The sequence below is a fragment of the Gymnodinialimonas sp. JB5-7 genome (assembly GCF_055693405.1).
In genome coordinates this window covers 2,090,936-2,106,610 of sequence record NZ_JBVFUX010000012.1, presented here as the reverse complement: position 1 = coordinate 2,106,610, position 15,675 = coordinate 2,090,936, and the positions used below count along the sequence as shown (strand labels likewise).

Below are 15,675 nucleotides of genomic sequence, written 5' to 3'. Positions count from 1 at the left end.
GCATGCTCGCGCAAATTTGTGCAGAGGATGAGGTCCTTTTGTGCACGCAGCTTGGGTGTGCGGCCTATCCGGTTATATTGAACGGATCCCAGCTTCAGAAAGCCTTTCCATGCCCGATTCCCATCGCACCAACACGAACCCTCACGGGCTGGCCCATGCGCGCGAGTTGCAAGGGCATCTCAGCTGGCTGGACAGCTTCTCTGGCGCGGCCTTGGCGGTGCTTGCTACCGCGTCGGGGATCTACACCTACCTTGGAGTATCGTCGCTTCTCGATGACACCGGCGCCCTGTCGTTCTTCGCAGCAGCGGCTTACTCGATTGCGGTCTCGGTCGGCATCTTCGTCTTCTGGTCCTACCTGATGCGCCTTTTGCCCGCGATGCGCACGGCGGCGGCAAAGCTGAAGCTGATGGGTGCGATGGTGCTAGGGTCGTTTGCGATCATCGCAATGTCGTCCTGGCTGAACGCGGCAGCGCTTGCGGGGGCTGCGGCTGTGGAACAGCACCTTGCGCGCACGGTTCAAGATTATCAGGAAGCGCTCGAACAGGCCCATGACACAGCTGTCAGCGCACAAGCGCTGCAACGTGACGTGGCGCGCGTACGTCAATCGTTTCAGGATTTGTCCGAGCAGGAAGCGGCAGGCGACCTGTCGGGCCTGGCCGGTCGCGGCGCGGTCTTCCGCGTTCTGCGCCAAAAGGCCGAGGAATTGGCCGCGTTGGAGGCGCAAATTGCGGCACAATCGGAGTTGATCGAAAGCGCCTTCGATGAAGGCAATATCATCCTGTCGCGCATGCGCGCGCTGATTGTGGAGCCCGGCGCGGTTGAGGCGCGCTCAGTTGCGTTCTCCGAAGATGCGGTGCGTTTGGCCGGGCTGGTCACGACCTTGCGGCAATTGTCCGTCGCCCCTTTGGTGGACCGCGCGGCAGAGGATCTGTCGGCCTCCGTCGTTCTGCCGGAACTCGACGCCTCTGGCGCGGCCGGCCAGAACGCGCAGGCCTCAACCATCTCAAGCGTTCTGCAAGTTCTCGCGTTGCGTGCGGAATCCCTTGAAGAGGCCGCTGAACAGGTTCTCGCGCGTCCTGCACCCCCAGAAGTGACCTACACGCCGATCTCCAGCGCCGATGCCGTGATCCTGTACGCCCGCAATTTCGTGCCCTCCTGGGCGGGCGCGATTGCCATCGACCTGTTGCCAGCAGTGCTGGTCCTGATCCTGATGGTCACACAAGGTGCCATCCGCGCCGGGCGAGGCGACCTGCCCGCGGAAGACACCCTGACATTGGCCGAACTGCGTGCGGCGCTGCACGCCATGCGCGAGATGGAGGCACTAGACCGCGCCGACCAGGTCCAGGTCGAACAAGCAGGTGCACCTGTCCGCCCGCGCGAGGCACAGGCCGAAAATGTGAGCCCCTTCCCAATCCGCCCGCGCGCTCCAATGACTGATACGCCAAACGCACCTCGCGGCTTCACGGTGCGGCGCGCTATCCTCGCCATTCTGGGCTTTCAGGTTGGCATGGCGGTTGTCCTGGCGGGCTCAGATCTGATCGGCGCTATCCCTCAGCTTTTGACAGGCCCGCGTGCGCCTGCGCTGGACGCGCCTGTTGCGCCCGGCGATCAGGTGCGCCGCTTTCGCCCGGGCGATCTGCCTGGCCGCGAAAGGCTCAGCCCCGACCGGCAAACCCCCATCCCCGATCCCGGCGATATGCCAAGCCGTCTTCGGTTCACGGCGGAGGGTGAGACGGCTTTGGTCACAGGCGACATCGCGCCCGGTGATGCGGAACGGTTCACCGAATGGCTGGCTGGCGCGGATGACGTGAACGCAATCCGCCTGCATTCCCCTGGCGGGTCGGTCACAGATGCACTGATTATCGGCGCCGCACTTCGTGAGGCGGAATTGAACACGGTCATGGAAGATGGCGATATCTGCCTCTCGGCCTGCCCCTATATCCTCGCCGGAGGGGTCGCACGCACAGTTCCAGACAGCGCGATGGTTGGCGTGCACCAGCACTATTTCGGCGAAAGCACCGCCCTGCCGGCCTTTCTGGCCGTGGAAGACATCCAGCGCGGCCAAGCCGATGTGATGGCGCATCTGGATGCCATGGGGGTCGACGTGCGCGTCATGCAGCACGCTCTCAGCACGCCGCCAGAGGCGATCTACGTGCTCCTGCCTGAAGAGTTGGCGGAGTACCGGATGGTTTTTGACCCCAGTGAAGACGACGCCGAAAGCGAGTGACTGCCGTTAGAACGCCTCGGGCTTTGCCTCACGCGCCATATGGTCGAGCACGGCGTTGACGAACTTCGCCTCCTTACCCTCCGGAAAGAAGGCACGCGCCACGTCGACGAACTCGGTGATCACAACTTTCGGCGGGGCTTTGCCCTCCACCAATTCTGCCCCTGCGGCGCGAAACAGGGCGCGCAGGGTGGGGTCAATGCGGTTGATGGGCCACTTGGCCACCAACGCGCGATCGGTCATTTGGTCGATCTTGGCCTGCCGTTCAACGGCATCCTCCAGCGTCTTGCGGAACAGGTCCACATCGCCTTCGGCCATTTCCTCGCCATCATAGGTTGCGCCAAAGCGGTGCGTCTCGAACTCACCCCGCACGGCATCCAAGCTCTGATCCGAATGCTCCATCTGGAACAGCGCCTGCACCGCATAAAGCCGCGCAGCAGACCGCATCTGCCTTTTCTCTTCCCGACTTGGGCCTTTGGGTTTGTCGTCGCTCATGCCTTGGCCGATCCATCATCTGCAATCTCGATTGTGCCACGCGGCTTGAAGCCCAGATTGCCCTTCGGCTGGCCGTATTTGCGGGTCAGCGCGACAAGGTGCAGCGCTGCTTCCGCCGCACCACCCGCGGTGTTCAGGCGTGCAGCATCGGCCCGCTCCTCGGCCTGTTCGCGGTTCTCCACGGTGATGATCCCGTTGCCGATGCACACGCCCTGCAGGCCCAACATGGTCAGCGCGCGGGAGCTTTCGTTGACCACCACATCGTAATGCGAGGTCGCACCACGGATCACGCAGCCAAGCGCCACGAAGCCATCGAAATTGCTCATCCGGTGCGCGATGGCAATCGCCGTCGGCACCTCAAGCGAGCCGGGCACCTCGATCACCTCATGGGCCACGCCCGCGCGCTCCAGCACAGCCGTCGCCGCCGCAATCTGCGCCTGCGATATCGCGGTGTAATAAGGCGCAATCACAATCGCGACCTTCACCGGGCGGTCAAACTCCGGCAATCCAAGATCGTTGTCAGAATGTCCCGCCATCAGCCAAGCTCCGAGATTTTGCGTGTGCCAACAATCGACAGGCCATAAGCATCCAAGACCCACGACCTTCGGTTTCGGCGAATTGGTCAGCAGGATCATATCGCTCAGGCCGAGCGAGCTCAGGATCTGCGCGCCCAAGCCCGTATTGCCGCAGCGTCTGCGGTGAAACTTCATCGTCCACCACAAGCTTCATCGTCAGATCCCGCAGCAGCACCAGCACGCCGCGCCCTTCCTCGGCGATCAGGCGCATTGCATCGTGAAACTCCTGCGCCCTGCCCTTGGGCCCTGTGCCAATCACGTCAAGCAACGGATCCATCGCGTGCATCCGCACCAGAACCGGATCATCGCCCGAAATATCGCCTTTCATCAGCACGATATGCTCCGCGCCTTGCGTCTCGTCGGTGTAGATCCGCATCGTCCAGTCGCCGCCGAATTCCGAGGTGATCACCTCTTCCTGGCGCACCTTCACAAGGTTGTCGTGGCGGCGGCGGTACGCAATCAGGTCGCTGATGGTGCCGATCTTCAACCCGTGGCGCTGCGCAAAGGCCACCAAATCCGGCAGCCGCGCCATGGAGCCATCCTCGTTCATGATCTCACAGATCACGCCCGCCGGGGTCAGCCCCGCAAGGCGACTGATATCCACAGCCGCTTCCGTATGGCCCGGCTCGCACCAGCACACCGCCGTCCTTGGCGCGCAGCGGAAAGACGTGGCCGGGCGTCGCGATGTCAGCGGCGCCCTTCGAGGCATCAATCGCCACCTGCACCGTCCGCGCGCGGTCCGCGGCGGAAATGCCCGTGGTCACCCCCTCGCGCGCCTCGATCGAAGTCGTAAACGCCGTCTCATGGCGCGAGGAGTTGTTGGTGCTCATCAGGCCGAGGCCCAGCTGGTCGATCCGGTCGCTTGTCATCGACAGGCAGATCAGGCCACGGCCATGGGTCGCCATGAAGTTGATCACATCCGGCGTCGCCCATTGCGCCGGGATCACCAGATCGCCCTCATTCTCGCGATCCTCGTGGTCCACGAGGATGAACATCTTTCCGTTCGCGGCATCCTCAAGGATCTCATCAACCGAGGAAATCGCGTCGGACCAATCCCGTTCAACGGGGCCCGGCTCTTCAAAGGCTTGGCTCATGGATGCATCCTCTCGCGCGTCATCAAGGGGCAGATAATCCAACGCCCCCGGAATGGCCAGAGAGGTGCTGCGTCACGCCGCCTCTGGCAGGATCACATGATGCGGGATCGTGCCGGCGAAACCGGCCGTGGCCGACCATTCCCGCTCCAACGCCGTCGCGGCGACAACGACAAGCCCGTCAAGCGGCACATCCGCCTCCCGCGCCAACCCGCGCAAGGCCTCCCGCGCAGCGCGCCAGGGTGCCGATAGACCGGGGCGCGGCCGACTGCATCGAACCCGCCCTGCGCCAGGACCTCCGCCGGATCTTTAGGCAGGTGGACAGCGGCCAACCGGGCCGCTTCCCCCTCCAACGCACCCAATCTGGCCTGGGCGGCCTGCGGCACAGTCGTGCCGCGCCCCATGCCCAACGCGTTGTCGGAGAAGAGGAACCCAACGATATCCCGACCCGACACCGCGCGGATCGTGGCGTAGGTCTTGTAGGGCAATCCCAGTCGCTCCGCCCGTTTCACCCGCAACCGCACCACTTCCAGCGGCAGGCTCGGCAACAAGGCCGTGCGCGCCCGGGTCCAGGCCACACGCCGAAAGCCAAAGCCTGCGTCCATCGACGGCCCGCCATTATGTCCGATCATGCCCCATCCTCCATCCAATCCACCTTGGCCTGCGCATCGGCCAATGCCCCATCTTCGGATGCAAAACCCTCCGCGCCAAGCCCAAGATATCGCCAGCCATGGCTGTCTTCCGGGTCCCGCCTGCACTCTGCCCACGAAAACAGCCCATCAGGGTGGCGGCGCACATCCACGCAGCGCTGCCCGGACCAATCCTCGATCGATTGCGTGACAACAGGCTTCATGTCGCGGCCCTGCGGGACGGCGGGAGGGGCGACGTGCCTAGGCACAAGCGTCTCCCTCCGGCCCTCATTGCCATTCTTGCAGGCGCGCGACGTATCGGGCCAGCGTGTCGATCTCCAGGTTCACCCGATCCCCGACCTTCGCCGTCCCCCAGGAGGTCACAGCCTTGGTATGCGGAATGATATTCACGCCAAACGTCGTCCCATCGACTTCGTTCACAGTCAGCGATGTGCCATCAAGCGCGACCGAGCCCTTGGGCGCGATGAACTTCGCCAAAGCCTCCGGCGCCTCAAACGTGAACCGGGTCGAGGCCCCCTCGTCCTCCATCCGCACGATCCGCGCCACGCCATCCACATGGCCGGAAACCAGATGGCCGCCCAACTCATCGCCCACCTTCAAGGCGCGCTCCAGGTTCAGGCGACCGCCTTCAACCCAATCGCCGATATTCGTCTTCGACACGCTCTCAGCCGAGATATCGACATCGAACCAATCGGCGCCCATCGCCACAACCGTCAGACAGACACCGTTGCAAGCAATCGATGCGCCCAGATCGACGGAAGCCGTGTCGTAGCCAGTGCCAATCCGCGCACGCAGATCGCCTCGATCTTCAAGCTCGCGGACGGTGCCAAGGTCAGTGATGATGCCGGTGAACATGGGGCGCTCCTCCTTCACGTCTGCCCTCTATCGCCCGGCACGCGCGCGTGGTCCAGCGCAAGTGACGTCACATCAGTGCCCAAGTTGCGCCGTTTCCCCGCCCAATCCTTTTGATCTTGTTAAGGGAATACGGCTATCTGCCGGTGATGAGAAGATCGAGTATCCCCATGGCGCCCAGTCACGCGCATCGGACGTTTCTGTTCCTGCAGGGGCCCCACGGGCCCTTCTTCCACAAGCTTGCCCAGATGTTGGCGGCAGCGGGGGCCTCTGTCTGGCGGGTTGGCTTCAATCGGGGCGATCAGGCGTTTTGGCCCGACGATCAGACCTTCATCCCTTTCCAGGACATCGCTGAAAGCTGGGATGCGCGCGCCGCTGCCCTGATGGACGAAAAGGGCGTCACCGATCTGGTCCTCTACGGCGACACGCGGCCCATCCATGCCCAAGCTATAGCCCACGCGAAAACACGCGGCATCACCGTCCATGTGTTCGAGGAAGGTTATCTGCGCCCCTATTGGGTGACGTATGAACGCGGCGGGGCCAATGGCCATTCCCGCCTGATGAACACCTCGGTTGAGCAGATGCGCACGGCGCTCAAGAACCTCGATCTGGACCTGCCCGACACGCCCTCGAAATGGGGCGACATGCGTCAGCACGTCTTCTATGGCGCGGCCTATCACGGCTTTGTCCTGCTGGCGAACCGCGCCTATGCCAATTTTCGCCCGCACCGCGCACTGACCGTCCGCGATGAATTCCGCCTCTATTTGCGCCGCCTGGCACTTATGCCGTTCCTCTGGATGGACCGGGTGCAGGCCACATACCGCATCAAGACCGGCGGCTTTCCCTATCACCTTGCCCTGCTGCAACTGGCACATGACGCGAGCTTCCGCGACCATGGCCCTTTCGACAGTATGGCCGATTTCCTCCAGGTCCTCATCGCCGGTTTCGCCGATGGCGCGCCGTCCCACCACCACCTCGTCTTCAAAGCCCATCCGCTGGAAGATGGTCGCACGCCCATCCGCGCTGATATTCGCCGGATCGCCGCGCAGCATGGTGTCTCGGACCGCGTTCACTACGTGCGCGGGGGCAAACTGGCCCGGCTCCTCAACGATGCGCGCTCTGCCGTGACGGTGAATTCCACCGCCGCCCAGCAGGCACTCTGGCGCGGACTTCCGCTCAAGGCGTTCGGGCAGGCCGTCTACCTTAAGCCTGAGTTCGTCTCGGATCAGCCGATGGGCGCGTTTTTCCAGAACCCCACCCGCCCCGACAGCCGCGCCTACCGCGATTATCGCCATTATCTGCTGGAAACCTCGCAGATTTCTGGAAGCTTTTATTCCACCAAGGGCCGCCGCCAATTGCTGCGCCAGGTGGTCGACATGATGCTATCACCTGAAGACCCCTATGATGCGTTGGATGCGGGCAGACCGGCACCAAGGCAACACTTGTCACTTGTGAAGTGATCAAGGGGCTTCCCCGGATTCCTCCTTTTCGCTAATGTCTCTGCAAAGCGCGGCAAAAAGCACGTGCGATAACAAGATACTGAGGCAGTTTCAGGCTAAAGGAGCCATCCCCGTGACCCTTTCGGCTTCCCGGATCGCGCGCATCGGCGCGCTTGTCACCTGTGTCGTGGCAGTCGGCGCATGTGATGTTCTTTCGCGCGTTCTTCCGTCCGCAGGACCCACCCGCAACCAGATTTTCGCAGGCTCCGTCCAGCGCGAAGGCGATGCGTTCGTCGTTGAGGTCAACCAGCGCGTGACCGCCGCGACCTCGCTTGTCCCCGCGCTTGGCTTCCCGGCCTCGCTCACCAATGCTGGCGTCTCTAATACAGATGTGATCCGCCCCGGCGACCAGATCACACTGACCATCTTTGAGAATGTCTCGGACGGCCTGCTTGCCAGCGAAGGCCAGAATGCCAGCCAGTTGACCACGCTTCAGGTCGACAATTCCGGCTTTATCTTCATCCCCTATGCAGGCCGCATCCGCGCCGCCGGCAACACGCCCGAGCAGTTGCGCGAAGTCATCACCCGCAACCTCGACGAACAAACCCCCGACCCGCAGGTGATCGTCCAGCGCGAAGCAGGCAACGGGTCCACCGTCGTTGTCACGGGCGATGTGGGGCAGACCGGCATTTTCCCAATCGAGCAGCCGACACGAAGCCTGTCAGGCATGCTGGCCGCCGCCGGTGGCGCGACTGTCTCAACCGAGATTGCGCGCGTGACCGTTGTGCGCGGCGGACATACCGGCACCGTCTGGTACGAAGACATCTTTCGCGATCCTTCTGTCGATATTGCCCTGCGCGGTGACGACCGCATCCTTGTGGAAGAAGACAGCCGCCAATTCACCGCACTCGGTGCAACCGGCGCACAGACCATTGTGCCGTTCGAATCCCAGGTCATTTCCGCCATCGACGCGATTGCCTCTGTCGGCGGTCTGAACCCGTCGCTCGCGGACCCAACCGGCGTATTCGTTCTGCGAAATGAGCCTGAGGAACTGGCAGAGCTTGTTCTGGGCCGCGACGACCTGACAGGCACCCAGCGCATGATCTACGTGCTCGACCTGACGGCACCCACCGGCATGTTCGAGGCGCGTGATTTCGTCATCCGCGACGGCGACACGGTCTACGTGACCTCCGCGCCCATCACCCAGTTCAACAACGCCATCTCGGCGCTGACAGGCACGCTGACCTCGGTCGGCGGTGTGACGGATGCCGTGAACGGTACCACGAACTGACGTAATGGATACGCCTGAGCGACCCATTTCGCGCCGGGCGTTCCACTACAATGCAGGATTCCTGACCAACAAGCGCGTGCGCCGCATCCTGACGCTTGCGGGCTATGACCTCAAACTGGGCAAGCCCACCGCCGAGGACAATGTAATTGTCTGGGGCCATTCGCCCTACGCCCCACGTGGCGAGGCCGTGGCCGAGGCGACCGGTGCATCGCTTGTGCGCGTCGAAGACGCCTTTCTGCGGTCGCTGTTTCCCGGTCGCTCGGGTGAGCCACCGATGGGCTTGGTTATTGACCGGCAAGGCATGTATTTTGACGCCGGGCGCGCGTCAGATCTTGAAACCCTGTTTGCCACCCATCCCCTTGATGACACGGCCCTTTTGAACCGCGCACGCGATGTGGTCACGCGCATGATCGCAGGCGAGCTGTCCAAATATTGCGCCACGGACCTCAGCCTGCCCGCCCCCGAGAAAGCGGGCTACGTGCTGCTGATTGACCAGACACGCGGCGATGCCTCCATCGAACTGGGCCAAGCCACGCCTGACAGTTTCGCAGAGGCGCTCACATGGGCGCGCGAAGATCATCCCGACGCGCAGATCATCATCAAGACCCACCCAGAAACGCGCGAGGGCCACCGCCCGGGGCATTTTGATCCCGCAAAGCTGCCGCCCAACGTGGTGCTCGATGATCGCCCTGTCAGCCTTTGGCGCATGTTTGAAGGCGCGCGTGCCGTCTATTGCGTGACATCCGGCGCGGGGTTTGAGGCTATTCTGGCGGGCCACAAACCCGTTGTCTTCGGCGTCCCGTTCTACGCCGGTTGGGGCCTGACCGATGATCGCCGCCCCGTCCCCGCCCGTCGCCAACGCACCCTGACCCGGGCCCAGCTCGTTGCAGCCGCGCTGATCCTCTATCCCACATGGTACGACCCTTACCGTGACCGCCTGTGCGAGGTCGAAGATGTCCTCGGCGCGTTGGAGGCGCAGGTCCAGGCCTGGCACCAGGATCGCTTTGGATACATCGCCGCCGGTATGCGCAGTTGGAAAAGGGGCATTTGCGCCAGTTCTTCGGCCAGCACGGCAAGGTCGATTTCGAAGATCACCCCGTCAAGGCCGCACAAGATGGGCGCAGCGTGCTTGTCTGGGCCGGTCGCGAAACGGCGGATTTGCGGGATGAATGCCGCGCCGCGGATCGTGTGCTGTACCGGGTTGAAGACGGCTTTCTACGCTCCCGCGGCTTGGGGGCCGAACTCATCCCGCCTCTGTCCTTGGTGAAAGATGATGCGGGCATCTACTATGACCCAACGCGGGAAAGCACCCTTGAGCACGCGATCTCGGCGGCAGCAAAGCTCCCGCCACCCCGGCTTGAACGCGCGGAACGGTTGATCGCAACTCTGCGCCGGGCCGGTGTGACCAAATACAACCTCGCCGGCGCCGAGGCGCCCAGCGTGCCAGACGGTGCACAGGTCATCCTTGTCCCCGGACAGGTCGAAGATGACGCCTCCATCCGTCTCGGCGCAGGCGACGTGAACACCAATGAAGAGCTTTTGCGCACCGCGCGTCGTTTGCACCCCCAGGCCTTTCTAATCTACAAGCCCCACCCGGATGTGGAGGCCGGATTACGCCCCGGCCTCTTGCCGGCAAGCGCACACGGCCTGGCCGACCTTGTGGCGGACAATACCGGGGCCGAGGCGCTTCTGAACATTGCGGATCGGGTCATTACGATGACGTCCGCCATGGGGTTCGAGGCCTTGATCCGCAACATACCGGTCTCGACGCTTGGCGCCCCGTTCTACGCGGGCTGGGGACTGACGTCTGATCTTGGTCAGGTCCCGGAACGGCGCGTCGCACGGCCCTCGCTGGCGGCGCTGGTCCACGCCGCCCTGATCACCTATCCGCGCTACTTGGATCCGGTTACAGGCCTGCCCTGCCCGGTCGAAGTTGCACTGGACCGCTTGGCGTCAGGTGAGGGGTTGGCCCAAAAGCCAAGCCTCAGGACATTGGCAAAACTGCAAGGCTGGTTCGCTGGTCAAAGCTGGATCTGGCGTCGCTAGCTATCACAAACTCAACGTGAATTTATGCTATGTACAAGGTTATCCACAGAAAGTGGTCTCTTAACCGATGTCCTCGGCTCGGCGGCGCCACATGGCCAAACTGTCCGATCCAACCTGCGACACACTCTTGAGCTCAAAGCGTGGCGCTTCATCCAGCACCGCAATTCCCATCGCTCCAATCGCTGGCACACCTTCAGCACCAAGCGTCACTCCGCCCCCGAACAGGGCGAGATCGTCGACGACATCCGCGCTCAGCAACGCCGCGGCGAGCGTTCCCCCGCCCTCGCAAAAGACCCGCGTGATGCCGGCCTTGGCCAGTTCCGTCATGGCGGAATGAACATCAATCTGGCCACCCGGACCGGTCCGCGCTTCGATCAAACGCGCGCCCGTCTTCGCCCATGCCTCCCGCACCGCGCCCGGCGCATCCGGCCCATGCACCATCCACACCGGAACCTCGCCTGCGGTGCGCGCGAGTTGTCCATCCAAAGGAACATCCAAACGCCGCGACAGTACCACGCGCACCGGCTGATGCCGCACACCAAGCCCGCGCACCGTCAGTGCCGGATCATCCGCGCGCGCGGTGCCCGCGCCCACCATCACCGCGTCATGCCGCATCCGCATGCCGTGCACCCAAGCCCGCGCCTCTGGCCCGGTGATCCATTGGCTCTCACCGCTGGCCGTGGCAATCCACCCGTCAATCGAAGTAGCCAGTTTCAGCGTCACCAACGGCCGCAGATCGCGCTGGACCTTGAAGAACCCGCGATGCGCCTCAACCGCGTCGCGTTCCAGCACGCCCTCAACCACATCGACGCCCGCCGCGCGCAGCCGCGCGGCCCCGCCCTCCGCAATCGGGTTGGGATCACGGGCGGCAATCACGACGCGCGCCACGCCCGCGTCAATCAACGCCTCCGCGCAGGGTCCGGTCTGTCCTTGATGATTGCACGGCTCCAGCGTGACGTAAGCCACAGCGCCGCGCGCGGCCGCCCCGGCCTGCGCCAGCGCCACCACTTCCGCATGCGGCCTCCCGCCCGGCGCTGTCCATCCGCGCCCGACCACACGGCCTTCGCGCACCAAAACGCAGCCCACCGCAGGGTTGGGCCAGGACCGGCCCAATCCCCGTGCGCCCAATGACAGCGCCAGACGCATCCAGCGCGTGTCATCCATGTCAGCTATCGGAAACCGAGGTCGGCGGACGCAATTCGGACAGGAAGTCCTCGAAATCGCCTGTCGCCTGGAAGTTCTTGTAAACGCTGGCAAAACGCACATACGCGACCGTGTCAATCGCTGCCAGACGCTCCATCACGATCTCACCGATGATCTTGGAGTTAATGTCCGTCTCGCCCATGCTCTCAAGACGCCGCACGATGCCCGAGATCATCTGATCAATCCGCTCTGGTTCCACCGGTCGTTTCTGAAGCGCGATCCGGATCGAACGCTCCAGCTTGTCGCGGTCGAAATCCTCGCGCTTTCCGTTGGTCTTGATCACCACCAGGTCACGCAGCTGCACGCGCTCATAGGTCGTAAACCGCCCCGCACAGGCCGGACAGAACCGCCGCCGCCGGATCGCAACATGATCCTCCGCAGGCCGCGAATCCTTCACCTGGGTATCTACATTTCCGCAAAATGGGCAGCGCATGGCCGCGCCCTCCTGTCCTTGTCGCGCGAAGGGGAGCCTTTGCGCCTGCCTCGTTCCTTGGGGCTCGTGCCCTCTTATCCACAGGCACTATACGGAGGCCCCTGTCGCTTGGGTAGAGGCAATCGCGCCCCACAGCATCTAGGTGTTGCACAGACGCCCCGGCCCCTCAAAACGCCTGAAAAGCCGCAGCAACGCGCCGCAGATGCGGGGCATCGCGATGCTCGAACAGGTATATCCCCTGCCAAGTCCCCAACCGCATCCGCCCGCCCGCCACTGGGATCTGCAAGCTCACCGGCAGGACAGAGGCCTTGATATGCGCCGGCATGTCATCGGGCCCCTCGGCCACATGGGTCAGCCAGGACATGCTCGGATCATCGCCGCGCGGCACAAACCGCTCAAAGAAGCGCTTAAGATCCACCTGCACGTCCGGATCCGCATTCTCCTGGATCAACAACGACGCAGACGTGTGCCGCACTATCAGCGTCAACACCCCGTCGCCTGATCCCGCCACCCAGCGCGCCGCATTACGGGTAAACTCGTACAACCCCGCGCCTCCGGTGCTTATCTCGAACTCTGTCTGCATCCCCGCTCCCCCGCATCTTTGTTCCAAAAATATGCAAAACCCCAACATCCCCCCACACACATTGCCCGAACTCAACTCCACCCTCACCCCTCGCACCCGCCTGAGCGCCACCGGCGCGAGGTAAACGAACACGCCATAGGCGTTCCGTCAGGTCACGCCACGACCGGCCTCACTCAGGCGATACACCCCGACCGAGACCTTTTCGAACCACCCATAATGATTGTCCCGCATGATCGTCGTGGCCCGCTTCACCCCGGTCGATTTCGCCACCTCCACGCCGCGCGCTTCCCCCGCCAGCGCCAGAAACTCCGCACAAAGCGTGGCCTCCTGCCGATAGGCCGTCACCCGCGCGCCCGCCAAACCGCCCAGATTCTGGATCACCCTCGCGCCGCTCAAACTCACTCAGCATTGCACGCTTTTTCCGCGCCACCTTGCGCGGCGCGTACGGCCCCGGGTCGCAATGCACCTCGACCGCGCCCGTCTCCATCCGCACAGACAACAGCCCCAATCCCAGCCGCCGCGCCAGCCGCTTGTTCTCCTTCACCGCCTTCATCCAGGGTCGCCCCTTGCCCCGCGCAACACAAACATAGACGCAATCGCACACCGCCAACCGAGCTATGCCCTGATGAAACAAAGCCAATGAAAACCGTGTCTTCAACTCAACGACAACCATATCCGACCCCCGCACGCCCATCACGTCCGCAGGCCCGATCTCGCCCTTCACCTCATAGCCCTGCGCCTCCAGGAAGGCCTTGACCGGCGGATATAGATCGCTCTCTTTCATCACGGCGCAGCCTAGGCCCCAAAATCACGCGCGTGAATCCCCCAAACGCGCCTGATTCCCGGTTGACACCTCGCGCCCGCCTTCGTAATGCCTCGCTCAGATTTTCGGGCGTGGAGCCTTCTCCGCGCCCTTTGGTTTCGGCCCCGGCAGGCGTCCCGCCGCCAAGGCCGTTGATGAACGAGAGGATGAACCCATGTCGCGCGTTTGCGAACTGACCGGCAAAGGCCCGATGACGGGCAACAACGTAAGCCACGCCAACAACAAGACCAAGCGTCGCTTCCTGCCCAACCTGACGGATGTGACCCTCGGCTCCGACATCCTGGACCGCCGCTTCAAGCTGCGCATTTCCAACGCTGCGCTGCGCACGGTGGATCACCGCGGTGGCCTCGATGCATTCATGGCAAAAGCCAAGGATGCCGAGCTCTCGCCAAAGGCGCTCAAAATCAAGAAAGAGATTGCGAAGGCCCAAGCCGCTCAGGCCTAAGCCCGCCGCAATTTGAAATCGAAGCCCCGCCGGTGATCGCACCGCGCGGGGCTTTGTCTTTTCAGGCCCGGCATTCGCAGGCACAGTGGGCGCATGACCCAACGCCTTGATTACGTCACCATCAACGGCCCCGCCGTCCAAGCAATGCTTGCAGCAAAAGCGCATATGCCCACCATTTCGCCAGGCTTTCGCGCCTTGCTGGAATTGCGCGTCTCGCAGATCAACGGATGCAGCTACTGCATCGCCCTGCACAGCAAGGAGGCCGCCAGCACAGGCGAAGGACAGGCCCGCATCTCGGCCCTGTCCGCATGGCGCGACACGACGCTGTTCACAGACCGCGAACAGGCAGCACTGGCCTGGGCCGAAAGCCTCACACGCATCGAAACCGATAGGGCGCCCGACGCTCTGTACAGAGCCCTTCTGGTGCATTTCTCGGAACAGGAGGTTGTGGATATCACCCTGATCGTCGCCCAGATGAATGCCTGGAACCGGCTGGCCATCGGGTTTGAGGTGCCCGAACTCACCCAGCCGTGAAGCGCCCGCCCAATTTGCCGCATGACGGCCGAACGGCGCTCCTGTACGTCTGTTCTCAATGATGCATCGTCTTACGACATCCGCCCTTTTGGCGCTTTGCCTAGTGCTGACCAGCCTTGCCGCTGTCGTGGCAGAGACGCGCATGGCCGCCACCGGCGGCTATTGCGGAACAGGCACGCCGCAGATCCTGCTCGACCAGGCTGGCCTGCCGATCCTCGATGCAGACGGACGCGCCGTATCTTCAGTCGAGTGTTCGGTTTGCCATCTGCCCTTGGGCGTTGACCCCACCGCGCCGCCGCTGGACCCGGTCGCAACCGTGCTACGGGCTGATTTGACGGTGCCACCGACCCAGCCTTTCATTTCGTCTTTCAGATCCGATCGCCACGCCCGCGCGCCCCCGCACGCGGCCTGAGCCATGCCGTTCCAATTCAAACAGACAAGACGAGACGAACCATGACCTTCAAATCGACCCTTCTGGCCGCCGCCCTTGCGGCTTTGCCCTCCATCGCCTCCGCCCATATGGTCATCGAGGATGCCGTTGCGCGCGTAACCCATGCCGGGGCGCAAAGCGCCGCCGTCTATATCTCGTTGCGCAACCATTCCGATGAGGATGACCGCTTGTTCCGCGTCGAAGGCGACGTGGCCGAGCGGATCGAAATCCACACCCAAATGCAGGATGATGCAGGCGTCATGCGCATGATGGAGCTGGAAGATGGCATCGCCATCCCCTCAGGCGAGGGCCACCTGCTGCGCCCCGGTGGCGACCATATCATGCTGCTGGGTCTGTCGCAGCCGCTGGAACAGGGCGATACGTTCGAGTTGCTCTTGTTCTTCGATGTCTGGCTGCCTGAAACAATTACTGTCACCGTCGACAACGCCGCTGTTGAGGCTTTGACGGGTGGCAACGGCGCGCATGGCGGCGACGCCGATCATTCCGGCCATTCCGACGGCTGATCGCGGACCCGGCGGGCGGGCCTGCGACGCATCGCCC

Annotated in this window: 14 protein-coding genes and 4 pseudogenes; 8 read left to right on the top strand and 10 right to left on the bottom strand. The window is 63.3% G+C overall.

Going from position 1 to position 15,675, the window contains the following annotated elements; genetic code table 11:
* Window positions 1-109: 109 nt before the first annotated feature.
* Window positions 110-1,322, top strand: a pseudogene (locus tag ACZ1HK_RS19305) (hypothetical protein); the annotation flags it as partial.
* A 911-nt stretch (window positions 1,323-2,233) separates the two neighbouring features.
* Here the strand turns inward: ACZ1HK_RS19305 and nusB are convergent.
* The 6 genes and pseudogenes from nusB to ACZ1HK_RS19275 form a co-directional block, all read right to left on the bottom strand.
* Window positions 2,234-2,719, bottom strand: coding sequence for a transcription antitermination factor NusB (gene nusB, locus ACZ1HK_RS19300; RefSeq protein ID WP_472630058.1), 486 nt, complete (start codon window positions 2,717-2,719; stop codon window positions 2,234-2,236).
* Entirely contained in the window at window positions 2,716-3,255 is a 540-nt protein-coding gene (locus tag ACZ1HK_RS19295; protein WP_472630057.1) for a 6,7-dimethyl-8-ribityllumazine synthase, read from the bottom strand. Before ACZ1HK_RS19295 ends, nusB begins: the two co-directional genes overlap by 4 nt.
* A pseudogene (gene ribB, locus ACZ1HK_RS19290) lies at window positions 3,255-4,388 on the bottom strand (3,4-dihydroxy-2-butanone-4-phosphate synthase). The gene ACZ1HK_RS19295 and the pseudogene ribB overlap by 1 nt, the downstream one beginning before the upstream one ends.
* A gap of 92 nt (window positions 4,389-4,480) precedes the next feature.
* Window positions 4,481-5,017, bottom strand: coding sequence for a hypothetical protein (locus tag ACZ1HK_RS19285; RefSeq protein ID WP_472630056.1), 537 nt, complete (start codon window positions 5,015-5,017; stop codon window positions 4,481-4,483).
* On the bottom strand, window positions 5,014-5,238 hold the full coding sequence (locus ACZ1HK_RS19280) for a hypothetical protein (protein ID WP_472630055.1): 225 nt from the start codon (window positions 5,236-5,238) through the stop codon (window positions 5,014-5,016). The genes ACZ1HK_RS19285 and ACZ1HK_RS19280 overlap by 4 nt, the downstream gene beginning before the upstream one ends.
* Before the next feature lie 64 nt (window positions 5,239-5,302).
* Complete coding sequence (locus tag ACZ1HK_RS19275; protein WP_472630054.1) at window positions 5,303-5,890, bottom strand: riboflavin synthase; 588 nt, start codon at window positions 5,888-5,890, stop codon at window positions 5,303-5,305.
* A 167-nt stretch (window positions 5,891-6,057) separates the two neighbouring features.
* Here ACZ1HK_RS19275 and ACZ1HK_RS19270 point away from each other — a divergent pair, with 167 nt between their 5' ends.
* From ACZ1HK_RS19270 to ACZ1HK_RS19260, 3 genes and pseudogenes are all read left to right on the top strand, one after another.
* On the top strand, window positions 6,058-7,347 hold the full coding sequence (locus ACZ1HK_RS19270; RefSeq protein WP_472630053.1) for a capsule biosynthesis protein: 1,290 nt from the start codon (window positions 6,058-6,060) through the stop codon (window positions 7,345-7,347).
* A 112-nt stretch (window positions 7,348-7,459) separates the two neighbouring features.
* Window positions 7,460-8,617: a polysaccharide biosynthesis/export family protein gene (locus ACZ1HK_RS19265; protein ID WP_472630052.1), complete on the top strand. Its 1,158-nt coding sequence runs from the start codon at window positions 7,460-7,462 to the stop codon at window positions 8,615-8,617.
* A 4-nt stretch (window positions 8,618-8,621) separates the two neighbouring features.
* Window positions 8,622-10,663 (top strand): annotated as a pseudogene (locus tag ACZ1HK_RS19260) (capsular polysaccharide biosynthesis protein).
* A 60-nt stretch (window positions 10,664-10,723) separates the two neighbouring features.
* On the opposite strand, the gene ribD reads toward ACZ1HK_RS19260, so the two are convergent.
* From ribD to ACZ1HK_RS19240, 4 genes and pseudogenes are all read right to left on the bottom strand, one after another.
* Window positions 10,724-11,827 carry a bifunctional diaminohydroxyphosphoribosylaminopyrimidine deaminase/5-amino-6-(5-phosphoribosylamino)uracil reductase RibD gene (gene ribD, locus ACZ1HK_RS19255; RefSeq protein ID WP_472630051.1) on the bottom strand — a complete coding sequence of 368 codons (1,104 nt, stop codon included), beginning with the start codon at window positions 11,825-11,827 and terminating at the stop codon, window positions 10,724-10,726.
* A gap of 1 nt (window position 11,828) precedes the next feature.
* Window positions 11,829-12,299, bottom strand: a complete 471-nt coding sequence (gene nrdR, locus ACZ1HK_RS19250; protein ID WP_472630050.1) for a transcriptional regulator NrdR — start codon at window positions 12,297-12,299, stop codon at window positions 11,829-11,831.
* 166 nt (window positions 12,300-12,465) lie between these two features.
* The gene (locus tag ACZ1HK_RS19245) at window positions 12,466-12,882 is read right to left on the bottom strand and encodes a secondary thiamine-phosphate synthase enzyme YjbQ (protein WP_472630049.1); all 417 of its coding nucleotides are present in this window, start codon (window positions 12,880-12,882) and stop codon (window positions 12,466-12,468) included.
* A 147-nt stretch (window positions 12,883-13,029) separates the two neighbouring features.
* Window positions 13,030-13,666: pseudogene (locus ACZ1HK_RS19240) on the bottom strand (DUF2161 family putative PD-(D/E)XK-type phosphodiesterase).
* Window positions 13,667-13,859: 193 nt separating this feature from the next.
* Here ACZ1HK_RS19240 and rpmB point away from each other — a divergent pair.
* The 4 genes from rpmB to ACZ1HK_RS19220 all read left to right on the top strand — a co-directional run bounded on the left by rpmB (window position 13,860) and on the right by ACZ1HK_RS19220 (window position 15,638).
* The gene (gene rpmB / locus ACZ1HK_RS19235; protein WP_472630048.1) at window positions 13,860-14,150 is read left to right on the top strand and encodes a 50S ribosomal protein L28; all 291 of its coding nucleotides are present in this window, start codon (window positions 13,860-13,862) and stop codon (window positions 14,148-14,150) included.
* Window positions 14,151-14,243: 93 nt separating this feature from the next.
* The gene (locus ACZ1HK_RS19230) at window positions 14,244-14,684 is read left to right on the top strand and encodes a carboxymuconolactone decarboxylase family protein (RefSeq protein WP_472630047.1); all 441 of its coding nucleotides are present in this window, start codon (window positions 14,244-14,246) and stop codon (window positions 14,682-14,684) included.
* A gap of 58 nt (window positions 14,685-14,742) precedes the next feature.
* Window positions 14,743-15,096 carry a hypothetical protein gene (locus tag ACZ1HK_RS19225; RefSeq protein ID WP_472630046.1) on the top strand — a complete coding sequence of 118 codons (354 nt, stop codon included), beginning with the start codon at window positions 14,743-14,745 and terminating at the stop codon, window positions 15,094-15,096.
* 41 nt (window positions 15,097-15,137) lie between these two features.
* The gene (locus tag ACZ1HK_RS19220) at window positions 15,138-15,638 is read left to right on the top strand and encodes a copper chaperone PCu(A)C (protein ID WP_472630045.1); all 501 of its coding nucleotides are present in this window, start codon (window positions 15,138-15,140) and stop codon (window positions 15,636-15,638) included.
* Window positions 15,639-15,675 lie beyond the last annotated feature (37 nt).

Coding starts and splice junctions, on each gene's coding strand:
- ACZ1HK_RS19230 (WP_472630047.1), top strand. CDS start 14,244: ATGACCCAACGCCTTGATTACGTCACCATCAACGGCCCCGCCGTCCAA.
- ACZ1HK_RS19275 (WP_472630054.1), bottom strand. CDS start 5,890: ATGTTCACCGGCATCATCACTGACCTTGGCACCGTCCGCGAGCTTGAA.
- ACZ1HK_RS19295 (WP_472630057.1), bottom strand. CDS start 3,255: ATGGCGGGACATTCTGACAACGATCTTGGATTGCCGGAGTTTGACCGC.
- ACZ1HK_RS19220 (WP_472630045.1), top strand. CDS start 15,138: ATGACCTTCAAATCGACCCTTCTGGCCGCCGCCCTTGCGGCTTTGCCC.
- nusB (WP_472630058.1), bottom strand. CDS start 2,719: ATGAGCGACGACAAACCCAAAGGCCCAAGTCGGGAAGAGAAAAGGCAG.
- rpmB (WP_472630048.1), top strand. CDS start 13,860: ATGTCGCGCGTTTGCGAACTGACCGGCAAAGGCCCGATGACGGGCAAC.
- ribD (WP_472630051.1), bottom strand. CDS start 11,827: ATGGATGACACGCGCTGGATGCGTCTGGCGCTGTCATTGGGCGCACGG.
- ACZ1HK_RS19245 (WP_472630049.1), bottom strand. CDS start 12,882: ATGCAGACAGAGTTCGAGATAAGCACCGGAGGCGCGGGGTTGTACGAG.
- ACZ1HK_RS19270 (WP_472630053.1), top strand. CDS start 6,058: ATGGCGCCCAGTCACGCGCATCGGACGTTTCTGTTCCTGCAGGGGCCC.
- ACZ1HK_RS19225 (WP_472630046.1), top strand. CDS start 14,743: ATGATGCATCGTCTTACGACATCCGCCCTTTTGGCGCTTTGCCTAGTG.
- ACZ1HK_RS19280 (WP_472630055.1), bottom strand. CDS start 5,238: ATGAAGCCTGTTGTCACGCAATCGATCGAGGATTGGTCCGGGCAGCGC.
- nrdR (WP_472630050.1), bottom strand. CDS start 12,299: ATGCGCTGCCCATTTTGCGGAAATGTAGATACCCAGGTGAAGGATTCG.
- ACZ1HK_RS19285 (WP_472630056.1), bottom strand. CDS start 5,017: ATGATCGGACATAATGGCGGGCCGTCGATGGACGCAGGCTTTGGCTTT.